Genomic DNA, 20,486 nt, shown 5'->3' on the forward strand with positions numbered 1-20,486 from the left:
AACCTCGTACCGGTCCGGGCCATCTCACCAGGAGGCGGGCAAGGTCCACAGTCAGGTGCGGGACACTGGTCTGCGGCCACCTCTACGATCCTGGGCAGGAGTAGTGCTGAAGGAGTTCGAAGAGGCCCCGCGGAGGGAACTCCGCAGGCGTCGACACCGTTCGACCGGGCCGACGAGGGGGAACCAGCCGATTTACCGGCGCGTGGATACGATCAGTAAGCAGTACCAGGGAAACGACGGAGGAGGTGCCCCATGGGAGTCCTGAAGAAGTTCGAGCAGCGCCTCGAAGGTCTGGTCAACGGCACCTTCGCCAAGGTGTTCAAGTCCGAGGTCCAGCCCGTGGAGATCGCCGGCGCGCTCCAGCGGGAGTGCGACAACAACGCGACCATCTGGAACCGCGACCGGACCGTCGTACCCAACGACTTCATCGTGGAGCTGAGCACGCCGGACTTCGACCGGCTCAGCCCCTACTCCGGCCAGCTCGGCGACGAGCTCGCCGGCATGGTCCGCGACTACGCCAAGCAGCAGCGCTACACCTTCATGGGACCCATCAAGGTCCACCTGGAGAAGGCGGACGACCTCGACACCGGTCTGTACCGGGTGCGCAGCCGTACGCTCGCCTCCACCGCCAACCAGCAGGCTCCCGCACCCGCGGGCCCCGGCCCCGCCGCCCCGGTCGCGGGCCGTCCCGGCGGCTACGGCTACCCGCCGGCCGCCGCCCCGCCCATGCCGGCCGCACCACCGCCGGCGGGCGCCCGCGGCGGCTCCGCGCCCTACCTCCAGCCCGTCCCGGCCGCTCCGGCGGCCGGCGGACGCACCCGCTACTGGGTCGAGATCAACGGTGCCCGCCACCAGATCTCCCGCCCGACGCTGGTGATGGGCCGCAGCACCGAAGCCGACGTGCGGATCGACGACCCCGGCGTATCGCGCCGGCACTGTGAGATCCGGACCGGAACGCCCTCGACGATCCAGGATCTGGGGTCCACCAACGGCATCGTGGTGGACGGACAGCACACCACCCGCGCTACGCTCCGCGACGGCTCGCGGATCGTCGTGGGCAGCACCACCATCATTTACCGGCAAGCCGAAGGGTGAAGCGGGGGCAATGTCAGAGCTGACCCTCACGGTCATGCGGCTGGGTTTCCTGGCCGTACTGTGGCTGTTCGTGATCGTGGCCGTGCAGGTCATCCGCAGCGACCTGTTCGGAACGCGTGTCACACAGCGCGGGGCCCGACGGGACGCGGGACGGCCGCAGCAGGCCGCCCGGCAGCAGACGCCGGCGGCGGCACCCCCGCCCCAGCGCCAGCAGTCCGGCGGCGGCCGCCAGCGCCGCGGCGCCCCGACCAAACTCGTCGTCAGCGAAGGCACCCTGACGGGCACGACGGTCGCCCTCCAGGGCCAGACCGTCACCCTGGGCCGGGCGCACGACTCGACGATCGTGCTGGACGACGACTACGCCTCCAGCCGTCATGCCAGGATCTACCCGGACCGCGACGGCCAGTGGATCGTCGAGGACCTCGGATCCACCAACGGCACCTATCTGGACCGGTCCCGGCTGACGACCCCCACACCGATTCCGCTGGGCGCGCCGATCCGCATCGGCAAGACCGTCATCGAGCTGCGGAAGTAGTACCACGTCATGAATGAGCGCGAGCGGAGCGAGCACGCAGCGGCGGACCGCCTGACGGGCCCCGGCGCGCTCCCGACCGGAGGGTGGGCACCGTGCGGATGTACCCGGAGCCGACGGGCGAGGTGCGCATGAGTCTGTCACTGCGCTTCGCCGCCGGATCGCACAAAGGCATGATCCGCGAGGGCAACGAGGACTCCGGCTACGCCGGTCCCCGGCTCCTCGCGATCGCCGACGGCATGGGCGGCCAGGCCGCCGGTGAGGTCGCCTCCTCCGAGGTGATCTCCACCATCGTCTCCCTCGACGACGACGTGCCCGGCTCCGACATCCTCACCTCGCTCGGCACCGCCGTGCAGCGGGCCAACGACCAGTTGCGCATGATGGTCGAGGAGGACCCCCAGCTGGAGGGGATGGGCACCACGCTCACCGCCCTGCTCTGGACCGGCCAGCGCCTCGGCCTCGTGCACGTCGGCGACTCCCGCGCCTATCTGCTGCGCGACGGCGTCCTCACCCAGATCACCCAGGACCACACCTGGGTGCAGCGCCTCGTCGACGAGGGCCGGATCACCGAGGAAGAGGCCACCACCCACCCGCAGCGCGCCCTGCTGATGCGCGCGCTGGGCAGCGGCGACCACGTCGAACCCGATCTGTCGATCCGTGAAGTCCGCGCCGGCGACCGGTACTTGATCTGCTCCGACGGGCTGTCCGGAGTCGTCTCCCACCAGACGATGGAAGACACCCTGGCCAGTTACCAGGGCCCCGAGGAGACCGTGCAGGAGCTGATCCAGCTCGCGCTGCGCGGCGGCGGCCCCGACAACATCACGGTCATCATCGCCGACGTCCTCGACCTCGACACCGGGGACACCCTCGCCGGGCAGCTGTCCGACACGCCCGTCGTGGTCGGCGCGGTCGCCGAGAACCAGCTCCACGCGAACGACAACAACATCATGCAGACCCCGGCCGGCCGCGCCTCCGGCCTCGGCCGCCAGGTGCCCGGACAGGGCGGCGGGGGCGGCGAGTTCGGCCCGCCCGGCTCCGGCGACACCACCGGTTACATCCCGGCGGGCAGTTTCGGGGACTACACCGACGACGACTTCGTGAAACCGCGCGGCGGCCGCAAGTGGCTGAAGAGATCCTTCTACAGCGTGCTCGCGCTCGCCGTCATCGGCGGCAGCCTCTACGGCGGCTGGCGGTGGACGCAGACGCAGTACTACGTCGGCGCCAACGGGGAGCACATCGCGCTCTACCGGGGCATCAGCCAGGACCTCGCCTGGGTCTCCCTCTCGAAGGTCGAGACGGACCACCCCGAGATCGAACTCAAGTACCTGCCCGCGTACCAGCAGAAGCAGGTCAAGGCGACGATCGCCGAGGGCGGACGCACCGATGCCCAGACGAAGATCGGCGAACTCGCCGTACAGGCCTCCGCCTGCAAGAAGGAGGCCGAGGTGAGCAACAGCCCGAAGACGGACAAGAAGAAGACCACGGGCACCACGGGAACCACCACCACCTCCCTCACGTCCAAGGCCTCGCCGACCCCGAACCCCTCGGCGTCGGGCTCCACCCCGTCCCCGTCCTCGTCCACCTCCCCGTCCCCCTCCGCCACTCCCAGCCCCGGCCCCAGCCTCTCGGACGAAGAGCAGAAGGTCGTCTCGCAGTGCAGCAAGCAGTAGGCAAGCCGTGAGAGGCCCTGTCACACGATGAGCAGTACTTCCAACACGTCGACGCACCACACGTCCACGATCGGTTCCATCGGCACGCCGAGCCGGCGCAACACCGAGCTCGCGCTGCTGGTCTTCGCGGTCGTCATCCCGGTGTTCGCCTACGCCAACGTGGGCCTCGCCCTGAACGGCTCGGTCCCCGCCGGTCTGCTGAGCTACGGCTTCGGCCTCGGCCTGCTGGCCGCCGTCGGTCACCTGGCCGTACGGAAGTTCGCGCCGTACGCGGACCCGCTGCTGCTGCCGCTGGCCACCCTGCTGAACGGGCTCGGTCTCGTCATCATCTGGCGGCTGGACCAGTCCAAGCTGCTCCAGTCCATCCACCAGGCGGGCACCGCGGCGCCGCGTCAGCTGCTGTACACGGCGATGGGTATCGCCCTGTTCATCGTGGTGCTGGTCTTCCTCAAGGACCACCGCGTCCTGCAGCGCTACACGTACATCTCCATGGTCGGCGCGCTCGTCCTGCTGCTGCTGCCGCTCGTGCCGGGCCTCGGCGCCAACATCTACGGCGCGAAGATCTGGATCTCGATCGCCGGTTTCTCCATCCAGCCCGGTGAGTTCGCCAAGATCGTCCTCGCGATCTTCTTCGCCGGCTACCTGATGGTGAAGCGGGACGCGCTCGCGCTCGCCAGCCGCCGCTTCATGGGCCTTTACCTGCCGCGCGGCCGTGACCTCGGACCGATCCTGGTCGTCTGGTTCATCTCGATCCTGATCCTGGTCTTCGAGACCGACCTCGGAACGTCGCTGCTCTTCTTCGGCATGTTCGTGATCATGCTGTACGTCGCCACCGAGCGGACCAGCTGGATCGTCTTCGGTCTGCTGATGTCGGGGGCCGGCGCCGTCGGCGTCGCCAGCTTCGAACCGCACGTCCAGCAGCGTGTACAGGCCTGGCTCGACCCGATGAAGGAGTACGCGCTCAGCCAGCAGGGCGTGGCCGGCCACTCCGAGCAGTCGATGCAGGCCCTGTGGGCGTTCGGTTCCGGTGGCACCCTCGGCAGCGGTCTCGGCCAGGGCCACTCCGACCTCATCCGCTTCGCCGCCAACTCCGACTTCATCCTCGCCACCTTCGGCGAGGAACTCGGCCTGGCCGGCATCATGGCGCTCCTGCTCATCTACGGCCTGATCGTCGAACGCGGTGTCCGCACCGCCCTCGCCGCCCGCGACCCCTTCGGCAAGCTCCTCGCCGTGGGCCTCTCCGGCGCCATGGCGCTCCAGGTCTTCGTGGTCGCCGGCGGCGTCATGGGCCTGATCCCGCTGACCGGTATGACGATGCCCTTCGTGGCGTACGGCGGTTCGTCCGTCATCGCCAACTGGGCCCTGATCGGCATCCTGATCCGGATCAGCGACACCGCCCGCCGCCCGGCCCCCGCGCCCGCCCCCAACCCCGACGCCGAGATGACCCAGGTGGTCCGCCCGTGAACAAGCCCCTGCGCCGGATCGCGATCTTCTGCGGCCTGCTGGTCCTCACGCTGCTCGTCCGCGACAACTGGCTCCAGTACCTGAAGGCCGACAGCCTCAAGGACGACCCGAAGAACCGCCGCGTCACCATCGCCCGCTACTCCACCCCGCGCGGCGACATCATCGTGGACGGCAACCCCATCACCGGCTCCGCCCAGACCAGCACCTCCGGGCTGAACGACCTCAAGTACAAGCGCACGTACAAGAACGGCGCCATGTGGGCCCCGGTCACCGGCTACGCCTCGCAGGCCTACGGCGCCAACCAGCTGGAGTCCCTCGAGGACGGCATCCTCACCGGCAACGACGACCGGCTCTTCTTCCGCAACACCCTCGACATGATCACCGGCAAGCCGAAGTCCGGCGGCAACATCGTCACCACCCTCAACGCGGCCGCCCAGAAGGCCGCGTACAACGGTCTGAAGTCCCAGGGCGGCAAGGGCGCCGTCGTCGCCCTCGACCCCTCCACCGGCAAGATCCTGGCGCTCGCCTCCTACCCGTCCTACGACCCGTCGGTCTTCGCCGGGACATCGAACACGGACGCCGCCGCCTGGAAGAAGCTGCAGAAGAAGTACGACCCGAACGACCCGATGCTCAACCGGGCGCTGCGCGAGACCTACCCGCCAGGCTCCACCTTCAAGATCGTCACCGCCTCGGCCGCGCTGCAGAACGGGCTGTACTCCTCCGCCGACGAGGCCACCGACTCCCCGCTGCCGTGGACCATGCCGGGCACCACGACCCCGCTGAAGAACGAGGGCAACCTCCCCTGCAAGAACGCCACCCTGCGGGAGGCGCTGCGGGTGTCGTGCAACAGCGTCTTCGGCAAGATCGGCGCCGACCTCGGCAACGACAAGATGCTCGCCGAGGCGAAGAAGTACGGGTTCGGCTCCGAGCAGTTCACCCCGATCCGCTCCAACGCCTCGGTCTTCTCCGACAACATGAACGCGTCACAGACCGCGCTCTCCTCGATCGGCCAGTACAACACCGCCGCGACGCCGCTCCAGATGGCCATGGTCGCCTCCGCGGTCGCCAACGACGGCAAGCTGATGAAGCCGTACATGATCGACAAGCTTCAGTCCTCGAACCTCGACACCATCGCGCAGACCGAACCGCAGGAGCTGAGCCAGCCGCTGTCGTCGAACAACGCGCAGATCCTGCAGTCGATGATGGAGACGGTCGTCCAGAAGGGCACCGGCACCAGCGCGAAGATCAACGGCGTCACCGTCGGCGGCAAGACCGGCACCGCCCAGCACGGCGTCGACAACAGCGAGAACCCGTACGCCTGGTTCCTCTCCTACGCCAAGACCTCCGACGGCAGCTCTCCGGTCGCCGTGGCCGTGGTCATCGAGGACGACAACGCCAACCGTGACGACATCTCCGGCGGCGGCCTCGCGGCCCCCATCGCGAAGAGCGTGATGGAGGCGGTCATCAACAACAAGTAGTGACCCCGATCACGTCCCCCATGTATCGCCGCACGTAGCGATACCGGTCCTGTATCGGGTGACGGGCTTGGCCAGGTCACACAGAGCCAGCCGGGTACGGTAGGCCCGGACGGCAGCCTCCGACCGCACACCCGTGCCGGTCGGGACCGACGGAGAGGGCTGGTAGGGAACTATGGAAGAGCCGCGTCGCCTAGGCGGCCGGTACGAGCTGGGCCACGTGCTCGGACGTGGTGGCATGGCCGAGGTCTACCTCGCGCATGACACCCGCCTCGGCCGCACCGTGGCGGTGAAGACGCTGCGCGTCGACCTCGCGCGCGACCCTTCCTTCCAGGCCCGGTTCCGCCGGGAGGCCCAGTCGGCCGCCTCGCTCAACCATCCCGCGATCGTGGCGGTCTACGACACGGGCGAGGACTACGTCGACCAGGTCTCGATCCCGTACATCGTCATGGAGTACGTGGACGGCTCCACGCTGCGCGAACTGCTCCACAGCGGCCGCAAGCTGCTGCCGGAGCGCTCCATGGAGATGACCATCGGCATCCTCCAGGCCCTGGAGTACTCCCACCGCAGCGGGATCGTCCACCGCGACATCAAGCCGGCCAACGTCATGCTGACGCGCAACGGCCAGGTCAAGGTGATGGACTTCGGCATCGCCCGCGCCATGGGCGACTCCGGTATGACGATGACCCAGACGTCCGCGGTGATCGGCACCGCCCAGTACCTCTCGCCGGAGCAGGCGAAGGGCGAGCAGGTGGACGCCCGCAGCGACCTCTACTCCACCGGCTGCCTCCTCTACGAACTCCTCACCGTACGGCCGCCGTTCGTCGGCGACTCCCCGGTCGCGGTGGCCTACCAGCACGTGCGGGAGGAGGCGCAGCCGCCTTCCGTCTTCGACCCCGAGATCACGCCCGAGATGGACGCGATCGTGCTGAAGGCGCTCACCAAGGACCCCGACTACCGCTACCAGTCGGCCGACGAGATGCGCCTCGACATCGAGGCCTGCCTCGACGGCCAGCCGGTCGCGGCCACTGCGTCGATGGGTTCGGCCGGCTACGGCGGCTACGGCGACGACCAGGCGACCACGGCCCTGCGCTCGGACGCCGGCGCCACCTCGATGCTCCCCCCGATGAACCCCGACGACGGCGGCTTCGGCTACGACGACCGCCCCGACCGGCGGCGCCAGAAGAACCAGAAGAAGTCCAACACCTCCACGATCCTGCTGGTGGTGGCGGCGGTACTGGTGCTCGTCGGCGCGATCCTCATCGGCATGTGGGCGTTCGGCGGCAACGGCGGCGCGAGCAAGGACACGGTCAGCGCGCCCAACTTCAAGGACCTGACCCTCGCCGAGGCCCAGACCAGGGCGGACAACATCGGCGTGAAGCTGTCGCCCACCAGCAAGCCCTGCGACAACGAACCCAAGGGCAAGATCTGTTCGCAGGACCCGGCCGCCGCCACGTCGGTCAAGAAGGACTCCACCATCAACGTGGTGGTGTCGACCGGGGCGCCCAAGGTGGCCGTACCGAGCGTGCTCGGCCAGAGCATCGACGACGCCAGGACCCAGCTCGAAGGCGACAAGTACAAGTTCGTCGTGAAGACCGAGCAGAAGGTCTCCGGCGAGGACCCGGGCACCGTCCTGCAGCAGGACCCGGCGCTCGGCACCGAGGTGGAGAAGGGCACCACGATCACCCTCACGGTCGCCAAGGCGGAGGAGAAGTCCACCGTCCCGGACGTCAGCGGCAAGAGCTGTGACGACGCCAAGACGCAGATGACGCAGAACAACCTCGTCGGCAACTGCACCGAGGTCGACACCACCGACGCCAATCTGGTGGGCAAGGTCGTCGCCACCTCACCGCAGGCCAACACCAAGGTCGACAAGAACTCCACGGTGACCATCCAGATCGGCAAGTCGACCCAGGTCCAGGTGCCGAGCGTCATCGGCCAGAACGTCAAGGACGCCAAGAAGGCGCTTCAGGCGGCCGGCTTCAACAACATCCAGTTCGCCAACGGCAGCGACCAGAGCGACAACGCGACCGTCGCCCAGCAGGACCCCGGCGCCAACACGGCGGCCGACCCCGGCAGCGCGACGATCACCCTCACCACGGTGAGCGTCGGGAACAACAACAACGGAGGCAACGACAACGGCGGCGGCTTCTTCGGCGGCCTCACCGGAACCGCCTTCCGCACGGAGGAGTAGCCACCCCGCGCCTACGACGGAGCCCCGGCATCCCGACATTCGCGGGGGTACCGGGGCTTCGTCGTGGGGCGGCAGCTGCGGCATCAGGCGGCCGTGGCCGTCCCCGCCCCGGCCTGCTGACGCCGCCCGGGCACTGCCGGACCCAGTGGCCCGGCCCTGGCCTAGCCCAGTTCCTTCGGCGGGGTGCGCTTGCTGTCGACCTTGTCCACCCGGACCAGCTCGCCCCAGACCACGTACCGGTACCGGGAGGTGTACACCGGCGTGCAGGTGGTCAGGGTGATGTAGTGGCCGGCCTTCTTCCGGCCGGACTCCCCGGGGATCCGGGTGAGGACCTTCACGTCGAACTTCGAGGTCTCGGGAAGGATGTCGTAGACCTTGTAGACGTACCACTTGTCCTTCGTCTCGAAGACGATCGGGTCGCCGGTCCTGATCTTGTCGATGTTGTGGAACTTGGCGCCGTGGCCGTCGCGGTGGGCGGCGAGGGCGAAGTTGCCGTCCTTGCCGGTGGTGGGGAGGGCGGCCTTGACGGGGTCGGTGTAGTAGCCGGCGACGCCGTCGTTGAGGACGGCCGTGGACGTGCCCTTCTTGACCAGGACCTCGCCGTTCTTCATCGCCGGGACGTGCAGGAAACCGATGCCGTCCCTGGTGTCCAGCGCGCCGGGCCCGCTGCCGCCGGCGCCGCCGTGGGCCCAGTCGTCGCGCACCTTGTCGGCCTGTCTGCCGGCCGTGCGGTCGGCGACGACGTTCGTCCACCACAGGGAGTAGACGACGAACAGCCCCAGGACCAGGCCCGCCGTGATGAGGAGTTCACCGAAGACGCCGACCGCCGTGGAGAGCGGGCCCGGCCGGCGGCGCCCGGCGGGCGTGGGGGCCTCGTCCGTCCCGGTCCGCTCCTCGTGTTCGGTGTGGTCGGTGTCGCCGGCGGTCGCTGCCACGTTCATCTGTCCCTATTCGACGAGCGCATCCGGCTTGCCCTTGCTGCGCGGCCGTTCCTCGACCATCTTGCCCCAGACGATCAGCCGGTACTTGCTGGTGAACTCCGGGGTGCACGTGGTGAGGGTGATGTAGCGGCCCGGCGCGGTGAAACCCGATCCCTTGGGGACGGGATCGAGCACGCTCGTGTTGCTCGGCGCCGTCACCGGCAGCATCGACGTCATCTTGTAGACGAAGTACGTGTCCTGTGTCTCGACGACGACCTCGTCGCCCGGCTTCAACTGGTTGATGTACCGGAACGGCTCGCCATGCGTGTTGCGGTGCGCGGCGAGCCCGAAGTTGCCCGTCTTCGCGTCCGGCATCGCGGTCTTCAGCGCGCCCTCCGCGTAGTGCCCCACCATGCCCTTGTCGAGCACCTTCTTGTTGCTGACGCCCTCCGCGATCGGCGCCACCACGTCCAGCTTCGGAATGTGCAGGATGGCGAAGCCCTGGCCGGGCTCGAACTCCCCCGGGTTGCGTTTGCCGGTCGCCCAGTCGTTCTGCAACTGGTTCGTCTCGCTGCCCGCCTGCGCGTGCGCCCGGACGTTCGTCCACCACAGTTGGTAACTGACGAAGAGCAGCATCAGGACACCCGTCGTGATGAACAGCTCGCCGACGGCCCGGCTGACGAGCACCGCCGCGCCCGGCTTGCTCGCCCGCGCCTGCCGCCGCGCCTCCAGCCGTGACATCGGGGCCCCGGCACCCGCATCCGTCAGGGAATCCGGTGCCTCCTCGAAGTCCGCAGCCTTCGCCACGCCCCCATGACGCCCGTGCCGCCCCTTGGCCGCCTTCCTGCGGGCCGCGCGGCCGCCAGGGGTGGCACCGGTGACGGACGAGGCGGACGGGGCGTCAGAAGCCGATCTGGACCCGGCGTCGCCCAGGCGCGGCCCGGGTGTGAGATCGGCGAGCCGCAGCGCCACGGTCTCGTCGTCGAGGGGACGTGCGGGCGGTGCCCCGGGACCGCCCGGGGCCGGACCGCCGTGCCGCTCCTCGAACGCGCCCGACGCCCCGTACGCCTGCTCCCCGTACGAGGTACCGGACGCGCGCTCGGGGCGCAGTGCGGTCACGCCGTGGCCCTGCCCACCACCGGCGCGAGCCCCGCCGACCTCGCCACGGCACCCTGGTCGCCGCACTCCACCAGCCAGTTGGCCAGCATCCGGTGTCCGTGCTCGGTGAGCACCGACTCCGGATGGAACTGCACGCCCTCGACGGGCAGTTCGCGGTGGCGCAGCCCCATGATGATGCCGTCGTGCGTCCGGGCGGTGACGTCCAGCTCGGCCGGGACCGTTCCCGGCTCGGCCGCCAGCGAGTGGTAGCGGGTCGCGGTGAAGGGCGACGGCAGGCCGGCGAAGACGCCCTGGCCGGCATGTTCGACGAGCGAGGTCTTGCCGTGCAGCAGCTCGGGCGCCCGGTCCACGACGCCGCCGTACGCCACCTGCATCGACTGCATGCCGAGGCAGACGCCGAAGACGGGCACTCCGGTCGAGGCGCAGTGGCGCACCATCTCGACGCAGACCCCGGCCTCCTCGGGGGTGCCGGGGCCGGGCGAGAGCAGGACGCCGTCGAAGCCGTCCTGCGCGTGCGCCGTCGACACCTCGTCGTTGCGCAGCACCTCGCACTCGGCGCCGAGCTGGTACAGGTACTGAACCAGGTTGAAGACGAAGCTGTCGTAGTTGTCGACGACGAGAATCCGCGTGCTCACTGGTTGTCCACCGTCACATCGTTGAAGGGAAGCAGCGGTTCGGCCCAGGGGAAGACGTACTGGAAGAGGACGTAGACCGCGGCCAGGAACAGGACGAGCGAGATCAGGGCCCTGATCCACGCGTTCCCCGGCAGATGCCGCCAGATCCAGCCGTACATGCCGTCCCTTCCGTCGTGCCACGGCACCGGACTCACGCCGTACGGCACCAGACTAACGGCGGAGGGCCGCTGGTTTACCGGCCTCCACAGGCTGTGTGGAGTCGAGATGGGCCCAGACGATCAGCCGGTGGCTGTGGCCCCACTCCGGATCGCACGTGGTCAGCGTGAGATAGCGGCCCGAAGCCGTGTACCCCGACTTACGTGGGACAGGATCGATCACCTCAATGTCGGTGGGAACGGTTTTGTAGGGCCCTTTGTCGATCCGATACGTGAACCAGGTCGTCCCGTCCGTCAGTACGACCGCGTCCCCCCGCCGCAGCCGGGGAAAGTCCTCGAACGGATCGCCGTAGGTGCGCCGGTGGCCGGCGACCGCGAAGTTGCCGACCTGTCCCAGCTTCGCGGTACCCGTGTAGTGGCCCAGCCCCTTTTTCAGGGTGGCGACGGCGGTGTCCTGGAGGACGGGCTTGTTCCACGTGAAACCAAGCCGCGGGATGTACATGATCGCGAACGGCTTGCCGTTCCGGTACGGCACCGGCCCGCGGGGGGCGCCGGTGGGCTTCGCCGCCGCCGTCGCCTTCGGCCGGGCGGTCTGCCGCGACCACTGGCTGTGCAGCTGGTCGATCTGGTCGTCCATGGAGTGGTCGGCCTGCACACCGGTCCAGAACAGCACATACGCCACGAACAGCACGATCAGGCCGCCCACGGTGATGCAGAGTTCACTGACGGTCCTGACGATCACGCGCACCGGCAGCTCCTGTACGGACGCCTACTCCACGGGCTTCGCGTAGTGCAGATCCACTGTGCCCGAGTAGCCGGGCAGAGTCACCGCCCCGTCCTCGGCGACTTTCCAGCCGAGCCCGTAGACGTTGACGTACACCATGTAGTTCTGGATCGCCTTGGACGCGGCGAGCGCGTTCTTCAGCTTCTCCGGGTCACCGACCGCCGTGATCTTGTACGGCGGTGAGTAGACGCGGCCCTGGAGGATCAGGGTGTTGCCGACGCAGCGCACCGCGCTGGTCGCGATCAGCCGCTGGTCCATGACCTTGATGCCCTTGGCGCCGCCCTGCCAGAGGGCGTTCACCACGGCCTGGAGGTCCTGCTGGTGGATGACGAGGTAGTCGGGCTGCGGCTCGGGGTAGCCGGGGAGCTTGGCGGTGGCGTTGGGCGGCGCGTCGTTGAGGGTGACCGAGACGGCCTGCCCCTTGAGTCTCTGCGTGCCCGCGCTCAGCTCCAGCCCGGCGAGCTTCTTGTCCTCGGCCCGCGTGCTGCCGTCGTCCCGCTCGGCGAGGGACTCCACGTCGTCGCGCAGGACGCCGTTGGACTCGTCCAGCTGACCATTCTTGTGGCTGCGCTCCTGAATGAGGTCGGACAGCTTCAGCAAGGACGAGTCCGTACGGATGTTGGTGCCCTTGGCCGTGTCGAAGCTGGTGAAGAAAATGAGCCCGGCCAGAGCGAACACGGCGGCCGTGAGGATCCGTACGGGCCGGAATCGGCGGGTTCGGGCGGGACTGGCACCCGTCCCGGGGGAGTCGGCGGAATTGCTCAACGTACCCTTATCTCCTTCGGCGCCGCGGAAGCACTACGCTAACGGACGCCCGGGGGAGCACTCAGTGTCCCCTTGTACGCTGCCCCGGAGCCCGCCCCAGTTCCCTGCGCGGCCACGCAGCGCATCGACAGGAGAGACCCTCGTGCCGAAGTCACGTATCCGCAAGAAGGCCGACTACACGCCGCCGCCGGCGAAGCAGGCGACCGCCATCAAGCTGAACAGCCGCGCCTGGGTCGCCCCGGTGATGCTGGCCATGTTCGTCATCGGCCTGGCCTGGATCGTCGTCTTCTACGTCACCGACGGTTCCCTGCCCATCGACCAGCTGGACAACTGGAACATTGTCGTGGGCTTCGGCTTCATCGCCGCCGGGTTCGGCGTCTCCACCCAGTGGAAGTAGCTCTGCCCAGGGCTATCCACTGAGTTATCCACAGGTCTGGGCCTTCTTTCCACACAGTGGGGAAAAAGAACGACGATCTGTGGATAACTCATCGGAGGTTGACGCCGGTATGACTGACACACCGGTTCCGACGAACCAGCAGGCCCCCTGCCTGACCTGCGCGAACACCGGTCAGCGGCAGGGGGCACAGCTGTTCCCGCACGGTATGCACAAGATCCGGCACTCGCTGTGGACAACAGCGGGGTCTCAGCTGAGCTGACCCGTCCTGATCAGCGTCATGACCACGACCGCGACCAGGAGCACCGCGCAGGTGCCCCACTGGACCAGCGCCCGGCGCTCCCGCGGGGCGTGGACCATCGCGTAGCCCAGCACGACACCGGCGACGAGCCCGCCGATATGGGCCTGCCAGGCGATGCCTGACCAGCCGAAGGTGAGGATCAGGTTGATCACCAGCAGCGCGATGATCGGCCGCATGTCGTAGTTGAGCCGACGCATCAGGACGGCGGTCGCGCCGAAGAGGCCGAAGATGGCGCCGGACGCGCCCAGCGAGGGCTGGTTCGGCGCCGCGATCAGGTAGGTGAGCGCGCTGCCCGCGAGGCCCGAGACGAAGTACAGGGCGAGGTAACGGACCCGGCCGAGGGCGGCCTCCAGGGGGCCGCCGATCCACCAGAGGCTGAGCATGTTGGCGATGATGTGCATCGGGCCGGCGTGCAGGAACATCGCGGTCAGCAGCCGGTAGGGCTGCCCCTGGGCGATGCCCTCGACCGAGCCGGAGGACGGGACGTACGCCTGGCCGAGGAGGTCCAGGCGGTCGGTGAAACCGTCCCCCACCTTCAGCTGGACCAGGTAGACGGCGACACAGACGCCGATCAGGATCTTGGTCAGGAGCCGGGGGTCGGCGGCGAGGGAACCGCCGGCCAGGGTACGGGGCTGGGCCGCGGCCGGGGGATGACCCGTGCCGGAGCCCTTACGGACGCATTCGGGGCACTGGAAGCCGACCGAGGCGCTGATCATGCACTCGGGGCAGATCGGGCGCTCGCAGCGGGTGCAGGTGATGCCCGTCCCGCGGTCCGGGTGGCGGTAGCAGCCGGGCAGGCTCGGCGCCTGCGCGGGGCGCTGCTCCTCCGGCCCCTGCGGGCTGCCTGACGCCTGGTCCATGGGGTCCCCTCATTCTCCGTACGCACAATGCACCGCCCCGCCCATCCCTACGGACGAGCGGGGCGTTTGGTTCCCTAGCGGGTTTCGACGACGACCGACTCGATCACGACGTCCTGGAGGGGACGGTCGGTGCGCGGGTTGGCCGGGGTGGTCGCGATGGCGTCCACGACCTTCTGGCCGGCCGGGCCGGTGACCTCGCCGAAGATGGTGTGCTTGCGGGTCAGCCAGGCCGTCGGGGAGACGGTGATGAAGAACTGCGAGCCGTTGGTGCCGGGGCCGGCGTTGGCCATCGCCAGCAAGTAGGGCTTGGTGAAGCCGAGTTCGGGATGGAACTCGTCCTCGAACTGGTAGCCCGGGCCGCCGGTTCCGTTGCCGAGCGGGTCGCCGCCCTGGATCATGAAGCCGCTGATCACCCGGTGGAAGACCGTGCCGTCGTAGAGCCTGGCCGTGGACTTCTCCCCCGTGGCGGGGTTGGTCCACTCTCGCTCACCCGTGGCGAGCTCGACGAAGTTCCGGACCGTCTTGGGCGCGTGGTTCGGCAGGAGCCGGACTTCGATGTCGCCGAGACTGGTCTTCAGGGTGGCGTAAAGCTGCTCAGCCACGGTCTGCCTTCCGTTGTGCGCCTGTGACGCCAGAATCCTCGCACGGTCGGCGGCATGCGTCGCCCGGCGGCCGCTTCCGGGCCGCGTCCCGGGGTTTAGCCCGCGCGATCCGGCCGAGTGGATACAGGACAGGGGCGTGGAGCGACGATCCGTGGCATTGTCGATGACAAGCCCCTGTTACCGCTTGTTCATCCTTTATCGCACGTGATTGTGACCCGGATGCCCGCCCGCACATGCCACTTGGCCCGTTGCCAGGCATGATCCGTACTTGGGTGGAAAGACGAATTACCGTACGCCACCGAGGAGGAGGAACCCGTGACCCGCATCGACAGCGTGCGCGCCGCGACCGGCTCGGCGAAGGAGAGCGTGCTGCACGCCGCGGAAGTGGTGGCGCCCTACGCCGACACGGCCAAGGACAGGGCCGCTCACTACGCCAACGAAGCACGCGTACGGCTCGCGCCCAAGGTGTCGCAGGCGGCCGGCCAGGCGCTTGTGCAGTATGGCGCCTACGTCGCACCGCGCGTGGAGCAGGCCCGCACGCACGTACCGCCGAAGGTCGACCAGGCCGCCCATGAGGTGGCCGTCCGTACCCGTCAGGCGGCCCGGCAGGCCGCCGACTACTCAAAGCCGAGGATCGAGCAGGCCGTTGCCGCGGCCGGCCCGGTCAAGGACGAGGCGGCCGCGCGAGGTGTGGCCGCACTGGCCGCGCTGCGTGGGCAGGTCTCGCCCGCCGAGATCCGGAAGCTGGTCCGCAAGCACAACCGGCGGGCCAGGGCCGGACGGCTCGCGAAGGGCCTCGCCGTCGCGGGACTCCTCGCGGGCGGCGCCTACGCCGCCTGGAAGTGGTGGGACAAGCAGGCCAACCCCGACTGGCTGGTCGAACCGCCCGCCGCGACGGAGGTGCCCGAGCCGGGCCGGCTGGAGTCGGTAGACGGCAGCGACCAGGCCGTGCTCGACGCCCAGGCGCCGGGACTCGACCCCGAGGTCGCGGCCAAGCAGGCCGAAGAGGAGGCCGCCGAGCGCGACGAGCGTCTCTGACGTCTCCGACGCCCAGCACTCCGCAGAACAGCAAGTCGCCGTGGGGCGGAAGACCTTGAGGGGTCTTCCGCCCCACGGCGCTGTTTCACGTGAAACATGCGGGCGGCGGAAGACACCTTGAAGACACGCGGGCGTCAGGGCGCTCACTCGACGAGAGCGGTCTTTCCCGGAGCAAACAGATCGGCGTCTTCCGCGGTTCCCCCGGCCGTCGAAATGGCCCCCGAGGTGATCTTCACGTTCACCCACGCAATGGCCGACCCGCAGCCGGACCGCCGCCGCCCCCGCCGTCCCGCGATCCGAAGGGGCGGCGCACTGCCCGCCCGGGCACGGCAGTCCGGGTGCCGGCCGGGTGGGGCGTGGGAAGGCGGGGCGGCGGGAGGGTTGGGCGTACGGCATAGAACCCGCCTCCCAGCGCTTGAACCGTCGGAGCCGCCTTGCAAGGAGCCGGGGCGTCCCGCGGCCGTCGACGTGGGTTCCGGGCCCGTGCCTGGCCGTGTTCTCCCGCCGTGTCCCCGGGAGCGGTCCACTGCCTCCCTCGCGGGGCGAGGGGCGCACGAAAAACCCCTCCGCCCACGTTTCCGCAGGTCGAAGGGGTTCTGGGAGTGGAGCCTAGGGGAGTCGAACCCCTGACATCTGCCATGCAAAGACAGCGCTCTACCAACTGAGCTAAGGCCCCTCATGAGAAACGTCCGCCGGAGAAAGCTGATCCCGGTGGGCGCCGCACACCAGAGTACCGGGTCACCCGGGGGTTCTCGCAAAAAGATGGGGGTCCCGGTGGGCGACCACTCTCCGTAAGATGCACGGCGTGGTTCGCTGGAGCGAACCACGGTTTTGGGGAAGCGATGGGGAGACGCAATGGACGCCGCACAGCAGGAAGCCACCGCCAGAGCGCGGGAGCTGCAGCGGAACTGGTACGGGGAGCCTTTGGGGGCGCTCTTCCGTAAGCTCATCGACGATCTTGGGCTCAACCAGGCTCGTCTCGCGGGGGTACTGGGACTGTCCGCACCGATGTTGTCGCAGCTGATGAGCGGTCAGCGGGCGAAGATCGGCAATCCCGCGGTGGTCCAGCGGGTGCAGTTGCTCCAGGACCTGGCGGGGCAGGTCGCGGACGGCAGCGTGAGCGCGGCCGAGGCGACCGAGCGCATGGACGAGATCAAGAAGTCGCAGGGAGGCTCGGTACTGAGCAACACCACGGCCACGACGAGCAGTTCGGGGGCGCCCACGGTCAAGCGGGTGGTCCGCGAGATCCAGTCGCTGCTGCGTTCCGTGGCCGCCGCGGGAGACATCATCGACGCGGCCGACACTCTCGCACCGACCCACCCCGAACTGGCAGAGTTCCTCCGGGTGTACGGCGCGGGCCGTACCTCCGACGCGGTGGCGCACTACCAGTCCCACCAGAGCTGAGCCGCACGGTACCGCCGCCGACGGGGGGTTCGGCGACCGGGACCGGCGGCCGGTGCGTGACGCGAGGGGGTCGCGTCACGCACCGGAGAGCACAAAGGGGAACGAGGGGGAGTCGGACCGCTCGTCGCGGGGGAAGCAACGGGGGTACCCGAAGGGGGAGGAGCGACGCACAGCCATGGGTGAGGTCTTCGCCGGCCGGTACGAACTGGTCGATCCGATCGGACGCGGTGGAGTCGGCGCCGTCTGGCGCGCCTGGGACCACCGCCGCCGCCGTTATGTGGCCGCCAAAGTCCTGCAACAGAGCGACGCGCACTCGCTGTTGCGCTTCGTACGGGAGCAGGCGCTGCGGATCGACCATCCCCACGTGCTCGCGCCCGCCAGCTGGGCCGCCGACGACGACAAGGTCCTGTTCACCATGGACCTGGTGGCGGGCGGTTCGCTGGCCCACGTGATCGGGGACTACGGTCCGCTGCCGCCCGTCTTCGTCTGCACCCTCCTCGACCAGCTCCTGTCGGGACTCGCCGCCGTCCACGCGGAAGGGGTCGTGCACCGTGACATCAAGCCCGCCAACCTTCTCCTGGAGGCCACCGGCACGGCCCGGCCCCGGCTGCGCCTGTCCGACTTCGGCATCGCGATGCGGCTCGGCGAACCGCGGCTGACGGAGACCAACCTCGTGGTGGGCACGCCCGGTTACCTCGCCCCGGAGCAGATGATGGGCGCCGAACCGGATTTCCCGGCCGACCTGTTCGCCGTAGGCCTGGTGGCGCTCTATCTGCTGAAGGGGGCGAAGCCGGACGCGAAGGCGCTGTTGCAGTACTTCGCCGAGCACGGCACACCGGGTGCGCCCAAGGGCATCCCGGAGCCGCTGTGGCAGGTCGTGGCCACGCTGCTCCAGCCGGACCCCCAGAGCCGCTTCCGTACGGCGACTGGGGCGCGCAAGGCGCTCGCCGCGGCCGTGGAGCTGCTGCCGGAGCCCGGCCCCGACGACGAGTTGATCGAGATCTTCGACCAACTCGGCCCGCTTCCTTCGGGGTTCGGCCCCGAAGGACCACTGAAGCGGGCTTCGGGAGTGGATACGGGGTCCACGACGTCCCGTGTGGAGGCGGGGCCGACGGCGGGCACCGATATGCCTCCCGGCCCGCTGGAACGCGAGAGGGACGAGCGCGGGAAAGACGAGCGCGGGAAAGAGGAAGCTGGAGCCGAGAGGCAGGGCGGAGGGGAGCGGGGCACCGAGGGGGACGGTGCGGAGGGTGGGCTCTCGGCGTGGCCCAGCACGGACTCCGTACCGCTCGATCCGCGTCACGGCGTCGCCCCGGTTCCGCGGCCGGCGTCCATGTCGGAGACGGGCAGTTTCCATCTGCCGCCGCCGCTGGTCGACACGGCTCCTGCGCCGGCACCGCAGGCGTACCGGCCCCCGCCCGCCCACGTCTCCCCCCACGAGGTCACGCACGCCCTGCGCTCCCCGGGGCCGCTCGTCGACTCCCCGACGGCCTCGTACACCGCGCGGGTACCGCAGGAGCCGCCCGTCGCACAGCCGGTCGCGCAGCGGCACGGGCGGCGCGGCCGACGTCGTCCCGGGCCGCCGGTGGGGGTCGTGATCCCGGTGCTCTTCCTGGCCCTGGCGTGCTACGCCGTGGGGTTCTGGGCGCTGTTCCGCGTTTGAGCGGAACCGGGGCGTCCTCAGCGGGCGGCGCCGGCCCGTCGCCGGGCCAGGACCGTCCACAGGCCGAGCGTCGCCAGCAGCGCGCTTCCGGTGCCGATCCCGCTCACGGCGACCACCTTCATCGCGGTGCCGCCGCTGCCGGCGGGGCCCGTCGCCGCCGTCCGCCGGTCCCCCGCCGTGACCTTGAAGACCCCGTGCGGGTCCGACTGCCCGGCGTAGGCGGGAGCGGTCTGTGCGGCACCCCTGACCCGCACCCGCAGCGTGAGCGGGAGCGGCCCCTGGCCGAACGTGTCGGCCACCTGCGCGGCGAGGTGCACGACGAGGTAGTACGACCCGGCGAAGCGCATGCCGCTCACCCGGTCCAGGGCGGAGTAGCGGTTGCGGTATCCCACGGGCGGCAGGGGTTCGAGTCCGACGGAGCTCCGGGTACCGGAGTAGCCGAGGGCCGCCTCCTCGACGTAGCCGCGCACGGGGTTGTACAGCGACAGGTCGAGGGCGCTCACGTAGCCGCTCCCGCCGCTGCTCGAAGCGCCCAACTCGGCGGTGGCGGACAGCTGTTGACCCCAGTCGACCGGGACCTCGTAGAAGAGGGTCCGCCCCGGTCGGACGTCGGTCCGCCAGACGCCCTGCCCGACGGCGGTCGCGCCGGCGAAGCCCGGGCCGCCCGCGCGGCGCCGGGTCTCCCCGGTGAGGGGTTCGGGCGACGCCGAGTCCCACTGCTGCGGGGCGTCGGTGGGACCGGCCGCGGTGAGGCCGGGCTCCGTGACGGCGGTGAGTTCCAGGCCCCAGGGGTGCGGTGAGGAGCCGGTCGCGTCGATGCGTTCGACGAGTACGCGGAACCAGCCGGCGCCCTGGCAGAGCGACCCGCCGACCTGGCGGAAACCGCCGGCCGCGAGGGGGCGGGGGCTCTGCACGGCGCCGAAGGTCGCGCTCTGGTAAGTGCAGGCGCTGCCGCTCGCGTCCTGCATCGACACCCTGATGCCGTCGGTGGCGGCGACGGTACCGCCCGCCTCGGGGACGGCGGTGACGGAGACGTATCCGTTCGTCGTGGCGTCGAGGTGGAGGCGGTAGAAGAACTTGGCGCCCTTCGGCAGCGAACCGCGGTACGTGCTCCCGGGCTTCAGCTGCTGGGCCTTGGCGGCGCTGGTCGCTCCGTCGACGCGCTCGGCGCCGGGCGCATAGGCGTAGGGGCTCGGGGTTCCCGCGGCCGTGGCGAGCGCGGTCTGTCCCGGGAGGGCCGCCAGCGCGCCCAGTACCGCTCCGACGACGGCGACGCGCCGGGCCACGGTGGCCGCCGGGGTCACGGTCGCGGGCTGCCGGCCGCCGCGCGCCCTCCTCCGCCACCACGCCGTACGCCGCCGCATCACGCGTCACCCCTCCTCGTTGCTCCGGACGTGGCCCATCCTGCCCCGCACG

Annotated in this window: 19 protein-coding genes and 1 tRNA gene; 10 read left to right on the plus strand and 10 right to left on the minus strand. The window is 69.7% G+C overall.

Translation table 11 applies throughout. The features are described from left to right. The first annotated feature begins 252 nt into the window (after positions 1 to 252). The 6 genes from ABZT12_RS02320 to pknB all read left to right on the plus strand — a co-directional run bounded on the left by ABZT12_RS02320 (position 253) and on the right by pknB (position 8,430). Complete coding sequence (locus ABZT12_RS02320; RefSeq protein ID WP_356375879.1) at positions 253 to 1,095, plus strand: DUF3662 and FHA domain-containing protein; 843 nt, start codon at positions 253 to 255, stop codon at positions 1,093 to 1,095. 10 nt (positions 1,096 to 1,105) lie between these two features. After that, positions 1,106 to 1,630, plus strand: a complete 525-nt coding sequence (locus ABZT12_RS02325; protein WP_356375882.1) for an FHA domain-containing protein — start codon at positions 1,106 to 1,108, stop codon at positions 1,628 to 1,630. Positions 1,631 to 1,758: 128 nt separating this feature from the next. Further along, a complete protein-coding gene (locus ABZT12_RS02330) occupies positions 1,759 to 3,297 on the plus strand; it encodes a Stp1/IreP family PP2C-type Ser/Thr phosphatase (protein ID WP_356375885.1) in 1,539 nt (512 codons plus the stop codon). A gap of 27 nt (positions 3,298 to 3,324) precedes the next feature. Then, entirely contained in the window at positions 3,325 to 4,761 is a 1,437-nt protein-coding gene (locus tag ABZT12_RS02335) for an FtsW/RodA/SpoVE family cell cycle protein (RefSeq protein WP_356375888.1), read from the plus strand. Further along, a complete protein-coding gene (locus tag ABZT12_RS02340; RefSeq protein ID WP_356375891.1) occupies positions 4,758 to 6,239 on the plus strand; it encodes a penicillin-binding protein 2 in 1,482 nt (493 codons plus the stop codon). The genes ABZT12_RS02335 and ABZT12_RS02340 overlap by 4 nt, the downstream gene beginning before the upstream one ends. A gap of 172 nt (positions 6,240 to 6,411) precedes the next feature. Beyond that, positions 6,412 to 8,430: a Stk1 family PASTA domain-containing Ser/Thr kinase gene (pknB, locus tag ABZT12_RS02345; RefSeq protein WP_356375894.1), complete on the plus strand. Its 2,019-nt coding sequence runs from the start codon at positions 6,412 to 6,414 to the stop codon at positions 8,428 to 8,430. Positions 8,431 to 8,591: 161 nt separating this feature from the next. Here the strand turns inward: pknB and ABZT12_RS02350 are convergent, their stop codons facing one another. The 6 genes from ABZT12_RS02350 to ABZT12_RS02375 are packed head-to-tail and all read right to left on the minus strand — an operon-like array spanning position 8,592 to position 12,808. Next, a complete protein-coding gene (locus ABZT12_RS02350; RefSeq protein ID WP_356375897.1) occupies positions 8,592 to 9,371 on the minus strand; it encodes a class E sortase in 780 nt (259 codons plus the stop codon). 6 nt (positions 9,372 to 9,377) lie between these two features. Then, a complete protein-coding gene (locus ABZT12_RS02355) occupies positions 9,378 to 10,469 on the minus strand; it encodes a class E sortase (RefSeq protein WP_356375900.1) in 1,092 nt (363 codons plus the stop codon). Then, positions 10,466 to 11,104 carry an aminodeoxychorismate/anthranilate synthase component II gene (locus ABZT12_RS02360; RefSeq protein ID WP_356375903.1) on the minus strand — a complete coding sequence of 213 codons (639 nt, stop codon included), beginning with the start codon at positions 11,102 to 11,104 and terminating at the stop codon, positions 10,466 to 10,468. The genes ABZT12_RS02355 and ABZT12_RS02360 overlap by 4 nt, the downstream gene beginning before the upstream one ends. Next, positions 11,101 to 11,298 carry a hypothetical protein gene (locus ABZT12_RS02365; RefSeq protein ID WP_356375906.1) on the minus strand — a complete coding sequence of 66 codons (198 nt, stop codon included), beginning with the start codon at positions 11,296 to 11,298 and terminating at the stop codon, positions 11,101 to 11,103. Before ABZT12_RS02365 ends, ABZT12_RS02360 begins: the two co-directional genes overlap by 4 nt. Before the next feature lie 16 nt (positions 11,299 to 11,314). Then, positions 11,315 to 12,007: a class E sortase gene (locus tag ABZT12_RS02370; RefSeq protein ID WP_356375909.1), complete on the minus strand. Its 693-nt coding sequence runs from the start codon at positions 12,005 to 12,007 to the stop codon at positions 11,315 to 11,317. A 21-nt stretch (positions 12,008 to 12,028) separates the two neighbouring features. Beyond that, complete coding sequence (locus ABZT12_RS02375) at positions 12,029 to 12,808, minus strand: DUF881 domain-containing protein (RefSeq protein ID WP_356375911.1); 780 nt, start codon at positions 12,806 to 12,808, stop codon at positions 12,029 to 12,031. Positions 12,809 to 12,950: 142 nt separating this feature from the next. On the opposite strand from ABZT12_RS02375, the gene crgA reads away from it, so the two are divergent. Continuing rightward, positions 12,951 to 13,205 (plus strand): cell division protein CrgA, encoded by a 255-nt coding sequence (crgA, locus tag ABZT12_RS02380; RefSeq protein WP_356375914.1) that lies wholly within the window; start codon positions 12,951 to 12,953, stop codon positions 13,203 to 13,205. A 246-nt stretch (positions 13,206 to 13,451) separates the two neighbouring features. On the opposite strand, the gene ABZT12_RS02385 is transcribed toward crgA, so the two are convergent. Then, positions 13,452 to 14,363 carry a rhomboid family intramembrane serine protease gene (locus ABZT12_RS02385; RefSeq protein WP_356375917.1) on the minus strand — a complete coding sequence of 304 codons (912 nt, stop codon included), beginning with the start codon at positions 14,361 to 14,363 and terminating at the stop codon, positions 13,452 to 13,454. 74 nt (positions 14,364 to 14,437) lie between these two features. Continuing rightward, positions 14,438 to 14,965: a peptidylprolyl isomerase gene (locus ABZT12_RS02390; RefSeq protein ID WP_356375920.1), complete on the minus strand. Its 528-nt coding sequence runs from the start codon at positions 14,963 to 14,965 to the stop codon at positions 14,438 to 14,440. A 315-nt stretch (positions 14,966 to 15,280) separates the two neighbouring features. Here ABZT12_RS02390 and ABZT12_RS02395 point away from each other — a divergent pair, with 315 nt between their 5' ends. Next, a complete protein-coding gene (locus tag ABZT12_RS02395) occupies positions 15,281 to 16,003 on the plus strand; it encodes a DUF5324 family protein (protein ID WP_356375923.1) in 723 nt (240 codons plus the stop codon). Positions 16,004 to 16,606: 603 nt separating this feature from the next. Here ABZT12_RS02395 and ABZT12_RS02400 read toward each other — a convergent pair. Next, a tRNA-Ala gene (locus ABZT12_RS02400) sits at positions 16,607 to 16,679 on the minus strand. A 179-nt stretch (positions 16,680 to 16,858) separates the two neighbouring features. Here ABZT12_RS02400 and ABZT12_RS02405 point away from each other — a divergent pair. Both ABZT12_RS02405 and ABZT12_RS02410 read left to right on the plus strand, forming a co-directional pair. Next, positions 16,859 to 17,407, plus strand: coding sequence for a DNA-binding protein (locus tag ABZT12_RS02405; protein ID WP_356375926.1), 549 nt, complete (start codon positions 16,859 to 16,861; stop codon positions 17,405 to 17,407). A gap of 175 nt (positions 17,408 to 17,582) precedes the next feature. Next, positions 17,583 to 19,070, plus strand: coding sequence for a protein kinase (locus tag ABZT12_RS02410; RefSeq protein WP_356375929.1), 1,488 nt, complete (start codon positions 17,583 to 17,585; stop codon positions 19,068 to 19,070). A 17-nt stretch (positions 19,071 to 19,087) separates the two neighbouring features. Here ABZT12_RS02410 and ABZT12_RS02415 read toward each other — a convergent pair whose 3' ends face one another. After that, complete coding sequence (locus ABZT12_RS02415) at positions 19,088 to 20,434, minus strand: hypothetical protein (protein WP_356375932.1); 1,347 nt, start codon at positions 20,432 to 20,434, stop codon at positions 19,088 to 19,090. Positions 20,435 to 20,486 lie beyond the last annotated feature (52 nt).

The sequence above is a fragment of the Streptomyces sp. NPDC005423 genome (genome assembly GCF_040606415.1).
Lineage (GTDB): Bacteria > Actinomycetota > Actinomycetes > Streptomycetales > Streptomycetaceae > Streptomyces.